Source organism: Falsiroseomonas stagni DSM 19981, assembly GCF_900114315.1.
GTDB classification, from domain to species: Bacteria; Pseudomonadota; Alphaproteobacteria; order Acetobacterales; family Acetobacteraceae; genus Falsiroseomonas; species Falsiroseomonas stagni.
This window is the reverse complement of sequence record NZ_FOSQ01000033.1, coordinates 1-11,093: the sequence shown is the minus strand read 5'-3', so window position 1 is coordinate 11,093 and position 11,093 is coordinate 1. Positions and strand designations below refer to the sequence as shown.

The window sequence follows — 11,093 nt, the reverse complement described above, 5'->3', positions numbered from 1 at the left end:
CCGCCGATGTCGGTGGCGCGATGTACGTGACGACGGCCGGCGCGGTCTCCGTGACAAGACTGACGGTTGGTGACGACCTGGCCATTGCGGGCAGCGGCGCCATCACCTTTACCGGCACGACGACCGCGGCCTCGATCGACGTCTCCACGAGTGCCGGTAACATCATGGTCTCGCCGACCGCGACGATGAGCGCGGGTAACGGCCCTGTCAGCATCGAGGCGGCAGCCAGCGTTTCGCTTCACGGCGTGACTGGCGGAGCGGTTGATGTGACGGCCAACGCCGGATCGATCAGCAACAGCGGAGCAGGCTTGGCGGTTAAGGCAGATTCACTCGATCTCCATGCCGGCATCGATATTGGCAGTGCCGCCATGCCGTTCGCCGTCATGGCGACGACGATTGCACGTAGTAGGGCGACTGCGGGCTCTACCTATATCGACGTGGCGGGTTCGACGAGCATCGGAAGTGTGACTGCCGGCGGGCTTGTCGAGCTTGAAAGCACGGGGGCCGCTACGATCACGGGGACAGTTTCCGCCGGTGCGGGCGGCGGTCTCAACTCGATTACGCTGGTTACAACGGGCGGTGGGATGACAATGACGTCCGCCGCGATCATCAGCACGGATGGCGATGTTGATCTGACCACGATCGGTGGCGCCTTCACTGTCGCAACGGTGACTGGCGACGACATCACGCTGCATATTGACGGACCAGTCTTGTCGGCGCTGTCCGCGGGCTACACGAACTTCACCGGCGCAACGCTGGATGGTGTCGCTTTGGGCTCCATCGGTAGTTCTACCCTGGCGCCCATTACCATTGCGGTGGCGCGGATCGGCTCTCTGACAGCCGCTGGTTCAATCTTCCTGGTGTCCGAGAGCACGCTGTCCATCGCCACGATCGGCGCTGATGCAGCCCTCAATCTGGTCGCCTTGAAGGCGGTTCAGTTGGATACCGCCATGACCGGCGAGGGTGTCACCCTCGAGACGCAGGGCGGCGGCGCGACTGGACGCTTCACGATGGGTGCTGGCGCACTCCTCGACGCAGGAACCGGTTCTGCATCGATCACGACATCGGAGGATGCGCGACTATCCCTGGTGAAGGGCGAGTTGATTAGCATCAGCGCGGTTGGCAGCGTGCTTGAAGTCGACTCGCCTGCCCTCATTACGGCGAACACGGCGCTGGTGATCGTTTCGTCGACCGGCAGCATTGGTGCTTCATCCAGTCTGCTCTCCGTGACTACGCCGCTGATCTCCAACGTTTCCGCTGTTGCGGGCTCGATTCACCTCGATGTGTTGGGCGCAACGACACTGACAACGATGCAGGCGGCGGGCGTTGCAAAGCTAGAGTCAGACTCGAGCCTGAGCGTCACGGGCAACGTGTTTGCATCGCAGGTCTATCTTGCGGCGTTCGGGGGCGTGCTGACACTGCAGGACGGGTCGGTCGTTGAGGGCACTACGTCCGTCACGCTCACTGGTAACGGAGACGTCGGCGTATCGTCCGTCTTGGCGCCGACGGTATCCATCTGGAGCCAAACCGGGGACGTCGAAGACACGACTGCAGCCGAATTTGCGAACGTGACATCGGGCGGCACGTTGACACTCAACGCCGCCGGTAGCGCCGGCGCACCGGATGTGGCCGACCTCGACCTGGATGTGCGCCATCTCGCCGGGTGCTCGACGGGCGGTGCTGCTCACCTCGAGACGCTTGGTGCGGTGAACATCGTTGACCTGAGTGTAGGAGGAAGTCTGGTTGCAACTGCGCATGGCAGTCTGACGGTTACCCAGTCTATCGATGCCGGTTCGGTGGATCTGACTGTGCTTTCGACAGCAAATAGCGCCGGATCGTTCCTCATGGGGACCGGGTCCAGACTGATCAGCGCCGGAACCGTCGGCATTTCCGCGATGGCGGACATCTACCTCACCTCGTTGGGCGGGACGGAGGTAACGCTCACGGCAGATGGGAGTATCGTCGACAATAAGGTCGGTTCTTTCAGCAACCTGGACGGCACCATTCTGATCCTCGATGCGAAGGGCAGCATCGGTGTGTCAAGCGATAGCTCCGGCCTCGTGGTGGATGCGAATGTTCTCAAGTCGGCAACTGCCAACGGATACATCGCCATTACCGCGGCCGGGTCGCTGCAGGTCGACTACGCAACTGCAGGTCTCTCATTGGTTGTGGACGCAGGACAGGCATTGACGTTGACCGACACTGCGCGCGGTACGCACGCCACGCTCCGTACCAGGTCCGGGGACCTGGTAATGAACTCCGGCAGTCTTCTGGACGCTGGCATGGGCACGGCGACAGCGTCGGCCTACGGCAACCTGCTTGTGTCTCAGATTATGGGCAACACGGCAGTGCTGCATTCCGACACGGGCTCGATCAGCGATAATCAGGCCGGGCCCTCGCGTAATGTCAGAGCCAATTTGGTTGTTCTCTCGGCGCCGCAGGGTGGTATCGGCGGGACGGCAGCGACGCCGCTGTATATTGACTCGGCAAGCATCGCGTCTGCCACTGCGGGGGCTGGAAACGTCGCCTTGATCCTCCTGGATCCAACTGTCAGGGGGTCGTCGAATTCCATCAGCATCGGGACTGTGACGGCCACAGGCGCTGCCTCGATAGCCTCAAGTATGTCGCTGTCGATCCTCAGCGCGATTCAGGCCGCGAGCGTCGATGTTGCGGTAGATCTCGGGTCTATTGTGATGGCCTCAACGGCCATCGTGACGGCCATCGGTTCGGGCGCGGCCCGGCTTACGGCCGCCGGGCAGATGACGTTGGCCAGCGTCACGGGTGGTGCGGTTACGTTGATCAGCACCGCTGGCTCGATCGTCGATGGAACAGCAGCGGAGGCAAACAACGTCACTGCGGCATCCCTGGATCTCACCGCTGGCCGCGATGCCGGCCAGGTCGGCCTTGCCGACCTGAATGTCGCCGTTACCGGCGTGATATCGGGCAGGGTGGGGGGGGAGACGTGGCTGACTTCCTCTGGAGGTATGTCTCTCGGAGCTCTTGCGTCGGGCAAGAGCGCGACATTCAAGTCCGGCGGGGGCGTGGCCGTGTCGGGCGTCGTCTCCGGGACGGGGCTGGCGCTGACAGGCGCAGGCGGGCTCGCCATGTCCGGCAGTGCAGCGCTCAACGCCGGGGTCGGCATTGTGACCGTTGCTGCCAACGGCGACGTGAGTGTTACTCAGGTCACGGGCGGTGCCGTCTCCCTGCAGTCGTCGACTGGTTCGATTGTCGATGCGAGTTCGGATGAGGCAACAAATGTAACCGCCGCGACCCTTTCGCTGATCGCTGAGAAGGGGAGCATTGGTACAACTCTCGATGGTCTCGATGTCGGCGTCACCGGCGCGGTATCGGCGTCGGCCGGAGGGGTCCTGGCTCTATCGACTCCCGGCGCCTTGACACTGGGTGCTGTATCGGTGGGCGGCGCGTTGAGTGCCTTGTCAACGGGGTCGATATCGTTGCTCGGACTGGTCAACGCTGGATCGGCCGACCTGTTGAGTTCCGCAGGTTCTCTCAGTATGGGAAGCGCAGGCAGCGTGGCGGTGGCTGGCATCGCCCGGTTGTCAGCGAGTGCTAGTGTTTCCCTCAATCGAGTGACCGGCACTTCAGTCTACCTTACCAGTTCCGTGGGTTCGATTCAGGACACACGGAGCGATGAGAATGCCAACGTCATCGCATCGACGCTCGATCTTCGGGCTGCGCTCGACGTTGGCGCAGTCGGCGCAGGCAATCTCAATACAGCGATTACCGGTGCGATAACCGGGAGTGCACGTGGCCTTTGGCTGAGCAATGTTGGCGCGACCACCCTGGGCACGTGGAGCACTTCCGGGACGGTTACGCTTGCATCAACCGGTGCGCTTCAGCTGGATGGGACCGTTAGTGCGGCAGGCGTTGACATGGCCGCCGGGACCGCCCTGACCATGGCGGATGGTGCTGCCATTGAGGGCGGTTCGACCGCGGTTACCCTTGCCGCCACGGGGACCGTCACGCTGGGCAAGGTCACCGGTGGCACGGTAAGAATCACGTCCAGCGCGGGGTCTATTCTTGACGGCACGGCGGCGGAGGCAGCCAACGTGACCGCGAACACACTGGTGATGACGGCTAGCGGCGACATCGGCACGAGCTCGTCCGCGCTCGAGTTGGACGCCACGGCCTTGGTGTCTGCCCGCGCAGGGCGGTTCCTCTCGCTCCAAGCGACCGGAGGGCTTGTGGTCGGCACGATGACGTCGGGGAACGCCATGTCCTTGGCAGCTGTCGGCGCCATAACGCTTACGGGTGAGGTCACGGCGACATCGCTTTCCATCAACTCGGGCGCCGCGGTGATGATGCAGGGGATGTCGAGCATCGGTGCCAATGGGTCAGTTTCCGTCTACGCCACTGGCACAACGACGCTGACCCGCTTGCGTGGCAGCGACGTGAACTTGACGAGTGTTACGGGCGCCATTGTCGACGCGACTGGCACGATGGCGGCGAATGTTTCCGCCTCGACGCTGAGGATCCAGGCCGGGCTCGACATTGGAGGGGCCGGCGCCGCTGGCCTGGATGTCGCAGTGTCCGGCGCGATCAGCGGCTCGGGGCGGAATGTGTGGCTGGCCAATACTGGCGCGACGATAGTGAATGGGCTCAGGGCGACGGGCGCTATGACCTTGTCGGCGACCGGAAGTCTCTCGCTGCTCGGTGCAACCAGCGCGGCCGGCCTTACCATTTCCTCGGGTGCTGCGCTCACGATGGGCGTATCAGCCACTGTCGATGGCGGTTCTGGTGCCCTTAACATGACGTCGGTAGGCGACTTGACGTTGACGTCGATTGCCGGAGGTGCGGTCGCCCTGGTCAGCACATCCGGCTCCATCATCGATGGCAGCCCGGCAGAGGGCGCGAACATCACGGCATCGAGTTTGTCTCTCAAGGCAGCGGTTGCGGCCGGTATATCCGGAGCGGGCGACTTGGATCTCGCTGTCAGTGGATTGACGTCCGGCTCTTCCAAGTCTGTTCATCTGCAGGCAGTCGGAAGCCTGACGCTCGGTACGCTGGCCGGTACCAGTGCGCTCTCGGCAGTTGCCGGCACCTCCATCACTGTCAATGGTGGGCTGTCTGGTGTGGTATCCCTTGCCGCAGGTACGACACTGTGGATGGCCGATACGGCGACCATCCTGAGCGGCACGGCCGCCGTTACGCTTAAAGCCGGCGGTGACATGACCTTGAGTCGGGTCGTCGGCGGGGCTGTGCGACTGGAGAGCGCCGCAGGGGCCATCCTTGATGGAAACTCTGTCGAAACTGCGAACATCACGGCCGGCGCCCTGACGCTCCTTGCGTCGGGTGGATTGGGCACCATCAGCGACAGGCTCGACCTTACGACTACCGGTGCCCTTGCCGCCACTGTAGGCGGGAGTGCGTGGCTGAACAGTATTGGAGCAGTCAATGTCGGGACGCTGACAGCCGTCGGTTCCTTCGACATGTCTGCGACGGGCGCGATGACACTCAGTGGTGTCACATCAGCGGCGAAGGTTTCCATGGCGGCAGGCGGGGCGCTGACGATGCTGGCTGGCAGCGGTATCGTTGCTACTGGTGATGTCAGCCTGCGTGGGGTCTCGAATGTCACTTTGACGCGGGTCAGCGGTTCGGCGGTCACCCTGACTAGTACGACTGGATCGATCCTCGACGGCAGTGCCGATGAAGGCGCAAATGTGACCGCAGCGTCCCTGGTCTTGAGTGCCAAGCTCAACGCGGGTGTCGCGGCCGCCGGTGATCTCGATACAGCGGTTGCCGGTGCTATTTCGGGTTCCGCAGGAGCGCTATCGTTGGCCAACACCGGCGCAACCACCATCGACGCATTCGCGGCGAACGGTACGCTGACGGTATCGTCAACTGGTTCGCTGAGGCTGACTGGCAGCAACACTGCGGTTGGCGCAATTTCGCTGATTGCGGGGACTGATGCTGTTATGGCGGCGGCGACCCTGAATGCCGGTAAGGCGGCGATATCTATTTCCGCCCAGAACAACGTCACTCTCGGCCGGATGACTGGCGGTGCAGTCTCCGTGATCAGTCGTGCGGGAGCAATTCTCGATGGCACGACTGACGAAATGGCGAACATCTCCGCGTCGTCGCTTTATCTCTCGTCTGCGCTTGGGCTCGGTAATTCCGGGGCCGACGATATCGACGTGTCCTACACCGGGCTTCTGACGAAGATCACTGCGGCGGGGAAGCCGTCCTTTGTGACGCGAATTTAGCCCGCATTTTTTCACATGAGCATGGAGCTTGATGATGAGTGATACCGACATGACGGCCGCTGAACTGCCGGTCCCGGCTACGGAGGCGGAGGCGAACTCAAGGGCCGTATCCATCCGTTTCGACGACAAGGACATGGTGACGACCTACGCGAATGTAGCGAGCGTTGCCGCAACGACGGATGAAATCCTGCTCCTGTTCGGGATGAACAAGGGCTGGGCCGTTTCCGGCGCTCCAATTGAGGTGGGTCTGTCGAACCGGATCATCATAACCACGAGTGTGGCTCGCGGCCTCGTGGACACCCTTACGCGCGTCCTCAACGCGGGACGCGTCTAGCTCGGCGTGCCAGCGTCCTTTCGCGATGCTGGCAAGAGCGATCCCCACCTACATCCGCTGAGACGGGGTGTGCATGACGAACGATGCCAGCAGGAGCGGCGCCGAGACGACACCGGTGCCGGGACGGAGCGACATTTCTGCGCCATCGACTGCCGCTTGCAGCCGCCTCGTTGTTGCGTGGATGACGACGACTTGCGCCAATGTTGCCAGTGGTGCGTTCAGTTCGGACCAAGTCAACCTGCTTTTCGGCATGAACAAGGGCTGGATGGTTCCCGCTAATTCACTGGAGGTGACGCTCGCCAATCGCGTCATCATGTCGCCGACCGTTGTGCGCGGTCGGGTGGAGACGCTCACGTGTGTACTGGATACGTCTCGACGCTGACGGCAGATGGCACGAGCGGCAGGATTGGGAGATATTCATTGTCAGTGTTGGGGTTTTTGAAGTGGAGCGGATTGATCGCGCTCGCCGCGGCGGCATGGCAACCGGCCTCCGCGGAGACGACGTTGTCACTGCGGGCGTTCGCCGAGGCCGTACTGCTCGCGGACGATACCTTGGCGGGCAGGCGACTTGATATTGATATAGCGGGTGCGGATCTTCGGGGGGCACGCGGGGCATTCGAACCTTCGGCGTTCATCAATGGGCGGCGCGACCGGTCGAACGTCGAGAACACAGCGCAGGAGCGACTTCAGAGAGGCTTGTCGAATTCCTTCGATAGCAGAGTCACAGATTTCAAGGTGGGTCTCGCCTCGCGTACTGAATCGGGTGGCGATGTTGAGTTTGCCTACCGGATCGATCGTTATCGGAACAATCTTCAGCCTCAGAGCCTCTATGGGCGCGAATTCAGGTCGGTTGTCGGCGTATCGGTGACGCAGCCATTGCTGCGCGGCGCGGGACGCACCTTCAATAGAGCGCCGATCAACATCGCAGAATACGAGGAACGCCTGGCCGAGGAGATCTTCCGCCTGTCCGTCCAGCAACGGCTGGCAGACGCGGTGGGAAGCTATATCCAGTTTCAAGAGGCGACTGAGCGGGTCGAACTTCTTCGCTCCTCGCTGGAGGTTGCGGAACAGCTTGTTCGAACGGCGCAACGCATGGCGGCACTCGGCGCACGGCCAGGTTCAGCAGTCATCGAAGCGGTCGTGTTCAGGGACACCCGGCGACTGCAACTTGAACAGGCGCGGCAGGACATGGTGGAGGCGCGAGCTTCAATGCGTAGCCTGCTGCTGGCGACTGAGGGTAGGCTTCGAGATGGCCCCGTGCCCGCCGCCGTGCAGATCAGGAATGTTCCGAGGATCGGAGATCGCGCGCTGACGGTACCGGACGTCGAGTCGATGCGGAATACTGCCTTCGAACGGCGTTCGGAGAGCCGGATAGCCGCCCTTCGTGTGGCCAGGGATAGCATCCGAATATCTGCTGCGGAAAACCAGCTCCTGCCGCAGTTGGATATCACGGCACGCTACGACCTGGATGGCCTTTCGGATTCGGCCCAGTCCTCCGTGGGGCGGGCCGCGCGTGGGCCCAATCGCGTATGGGGCGTTGGTATCGAGTTGCGAGTACCGCTGCAGGGAAATCAGCGTGCGCGGGCTGATCACGACGCCGCGCGACTGCGTCGAGATCAGTCGGAACTCGCGCTTGTTGCCGCAAGGCAGAGGATCGCTAATGAGGTCGAGAGCACCCGCGAAGCGGCAGAGGGTGCTGTGAGGCAGTTGGAGAGCCAGCGCGCGCTTGTCATGAGCCAGCGTGAACTGTTGCGTTCGGCCGACGTACAAGCGGAGGGCGGACGCATGTCTGGTGTTGAACTGCAGCGGCGGCGCCTGGAGTTACTCCAGGCCGAGGAGCAATTGTTGTCACGCAAGGCCGCCGCATATCGGGCACGGTTCGCGATTGCGTTCACGAGCGGGAGACTGGCTGAAGAGCTGGAGCGCGACTGATGTTGTTACGTTTTCGGGAGATGCTTTGCCTTCTTCTGCTGCTTTCGGCCCATCCCTCTTTTGCTCAGGACATTTGGCTTCCAGGATACACGCGGCCGCTCTTCGACCTCAATCTATCGCTCCCCGTTACCGGGCGGATCGAGGAGTTGTTGGTGCGTGAGGGTGACCGCGTAGAGCCCGCCGCGCGCCTCTTGGCTGTTGATAGCAATCTCGAAGCGATGGAGGTGCGTCGGAGGCGTGCGATCCTTGAGAGCCGGGCCGAACTGTCCGGTGCACTAGCGCGGCAGCCGCTTATCCTCGCCCAACTGCGGGCGGCACGATCGATGCATGCAAACGGGGTGGCCATCAGCCGAGAGGATCTCCAGGCACGCGAGCTTGCCGCCATCGTCGTTGCAACAGAGATCGAGGTCAGGCGGGCGCAAAAGCAGATGGAACTGGTCGACTACGAGATCGCCGGAGAGGTACTCGAGCGGCGCTCTTTGCGCGCCCCGATCGCGGGCCGTATCGCTCGCGTTATGCGTTTCCCCGGCGAGAGTGTTCTGGCCAACGAGCCGATCATTCGGCTCGTCGTCGTTGATCGCCTTCTGTTTGTCGGGGCGTTTGAGGCACGGGTGGCTGCACGATTTAGGTTGGGGGCGTCGGTATTGGTCAGTGTCGACGATGTAGCGGGGGAAGTCGAAGTTCTCGGAACCGTAACGCTAGTTGGCCCCGTAGCTGACCCTGCTAGCGGCCTCGTTGAAGTGCGTGTCGAGTTTGCGAATAGCAACGAGTCGTTGCGTGCCGGCGTACCCGCGCGTTTGCGCTTGGTCGACTGACGGCCCCGCAGCCTTCGCGGTCTGCGCCGGTAGATCATGCCCCATGGCGTGGTGTAGGAGCGGTGCTTCTCGGCGGGGGCAGTCGCTGGTCAGGCGGTCACGGCGGGCGGGCTGACGGTGGTATGGTCACTCATGGAGCCGATGGTTGCCAGGGTCACGAAGCGGGCGCGCTGGTTGGCCCAGTCGTCTGACAGTTCGAGGAGATCGGCGCCGATGAGGCGGGTGATGGCGCCCTCATTCGGACAGATGCCAACGACATCGGTGGTGCGCTTGATTTCGCCGCTGAGGCGCCTGATCCGGTTGGTGCTGTAGATCTTGGCGCGGTGCTCGCGCGGTGACTCCGCGTAGGCCAGCACGTCATGCTCGGCGGCGTCCATCAGTTCGGCCAGCTTTGGCACTTTCGGGCGAAGTGGGTCGGCGACGCGGCGCCACGGCGCGTCGGCGGCGGGTGCATCGGCGTCGGCTAGCTGTCGTTGCTATGGAGGTTGTCCCTCCGGGGCTGAGTTGGTTGGCTGTGGTTGCGAGGCCAACACCCAGCAACTCGGAGCCCCGGATGGACAGCCATGAGAATGCCCGAACCACGCCGCATGGTCGAATGCTGATTGTGCAGCGGCTGGCGGCGGGGCAGCCGGTTGGCGCTGTCGCCGCGGCCCTGGGGCTGAGCGCCAAGACGGTCCGCAAATGGCGCGACCGCTTTGCCGCCGAGGGCTTGCCCGGTCTGCGTGACCGGTCCGCCAGACCGCTTTGCAGCCCAAGGCGCCTGCCTCCCGAGAGGACCGCCCAGATCGAGGCTCTGCGCCGTCAGCGCCGGACCGGACCTGCCATCGCCCGCCAGCTCGGCATCCCCACCTCCACCGTCGGGTTGGTGCTGCGGCGTCTCGGCCTCAACCGCCTCAAGGCACTGGACCCGAAGCCCGAGATCATCCGCTACGAGCGCGAGCATCCAGGCGAGCTGGTCCATATCGACATCAAGAAGCTTGGCCGCATCGACGGTATCGGCCACCGCATCACCGGCGATCGCCACGGCCAGAGCGGCAAGCGCGGCACCGGATGGGAATTCCTCCACGTCGCCATCGACGACGCCTCTCGCCTCGCCTTCACCGCCATGATGCCCGACGAAAAGAGGGAAAGCGCCGTGGCCTTTCTCGATGCCGCCATGGCCTGGTTCAAGGCGCATGGCGTTACCGTCCAGCGCGTCATGACCGACAACGGGTCAGCCTATCGGAGCACACCCTTCGCCAAGGCCATCGCGGCGTATGGCCTGCAGCACAAGCGCACCCGACCCTACACGCCGAGGACCAACGGCAAGGCCGAACGCTTCATACAGACCAGCATCCGCGAATGGGCCTATGCCACGCCCTTCCGAAGCTCGGATGAGCGAACCCGCGCCATGCGCCCCTGGCTGCACGACTACAACACCGCCCGCCCACACTCCGCCCTGAAGGGAAAACCTCCCCTCAGCCGCATCAACAGGGACAACGTCCTTGGCAACGACAGCTACGGCGGTGCCAAGCCAGGCGGAGACCGGGCGGCGCTGCGTCTTGCCGGGATGCGCCGTCCCATTGCGCATGAAGTGGACGCGTCAGCACTGCCAGGTCGCCTGCAGCGGTTCTGCATCAGAGGATGTCTCGAGCAGCCCTCGCTGGGCCATCGTTTCGTCGGTCATCGTGGGGGTCTCCTGGTCGCAGGTCTGATACCGGCGCCCCTAAACAGTGACCTGTGCCCAGTCGCGTGTGGCGATTGAGGTGATGCGGGCTGGATCGTCGGTCAGCGCATTCCATGCCGTGC

At 63.2% G+C, this 11,093-nt stretch carries 5 protein-coding genes and 2 pseudogenes; 5 read left to right on the top strand and 2 right to left on the bottom strand.

The window, feature by feature from the left end:
* The first annotated feature begins 26 nt into the window (after positions 1 to 26).
* Both BM041_RS30905 and BM041_RS29505 read left to right on the top strand, forming a co-directional pair.
* Entirely contained in the window at positions 27 to 6,224 is a 6,198-nt protein-coding gene (locus tag BM041_RS30905; protein WP_217648897.1) for a beta strand repeat-containing protein, read from the top strand.
* Positions 6,225 to 6,258: 34 nt separating this feature from the next.
* Positions 6,259 to 6,558, top strand: coding sequence for a DUF3467 domain-containing protein (locus tag BM041_RS29505; RefSeq protein WP_175534261.1), 300 nt, complete (start codon positions 6,259 to 6,261; stop codon positions 6,556 to 6,558).
* A 48-nt stretch (positions 6,559 to 6,606) separates the two neighbouring features.
* Here BM041_RS29505 and BM041_RS30900 read toward each other — a convergent pair whose 3' ends face one another.
* Positions 6,607 to 6,912, bottom strand: a complete 306-nt coding sequence (locus tag BM041_RS30900; RefSeq protein ID WP_175534260.1) for a hypothetical protein — start codon at positions 6,910 to 6,912, stop codon at positions 6,607 to 6,609.
* A gap of 99 nt (positions 6,913 to 7,011) precedes the next feature.
* Here BM041_RS30900 and BM041_RS29500 point away from each other — a divergent pair, with 99 nt between their 5' ends.
* On the top strand, positions 7,012 to 8,490 hold the full coding sequence (locus BM041_RS29500; RefSeq protein WP_175534259.1) for a TolC family protein: 1,479 nt from the start codon (positions 7,012 to 7,014) through the stop codon (positions 8,488 to 8,490).
* Positions 8,490 to 9,305, top strand: coding sequence for an efflux RND transporter periplasmic adaptor subunit (locus tag BM041_RS29495; RefSeq protein WP_092963639.1), 816 nt, complete (start codon positions 8,490 to 8,492; stop codon positions 9,303 to 9,305). Before BM041_RS29500 ends, BM041_RS29495 begins: the two co-directional genes overlap by 1 nt.
* A gap of 89 nt (positions 9,306 to 9,394) precedes the next feature.
* Here the strand turns inward: BM041_RS29495 and BM041_RS29490 are convergent.
* A pseudogene (locus BM041_RS29490) lies at positions 9,395 to 9,769 on the bottom strand (transposase); the annotation flags it as partial.
* A gap of 89 nt (positions 9,770 to 9,858) precedes the next feature.
* On the opposite strand from BM041_RS29490, the pseudogene BM041_RS29485 reads away from it, so the two are divergent.
* A pseudogene (locus BM041_RS29485) lies at positions 9,859 to 10,791 on the top strand (IS481 family transposase); the annotation flags it as partial.
* Positions 10,792 to 11,093: the final 302 nt, after the last annotated feature.

Excerpts from the sequence above, each read along its gene's own strand:
- BM041_RS29505 (WP_175534261.1), top strand. The coding sequence starts at position 6,259 with ATGAGTGATACCGACATGACGGCCGCTGAACTGCCGGTCCCGGCTACG.
- BM041_RS29495 (WP_092963639.1), top strand. The coding sequence starts at position 8,490 with ATGTTGTTACGTTTTCGGGAGATGCTTTGCCTTCTTCTGCTGCTTTCG.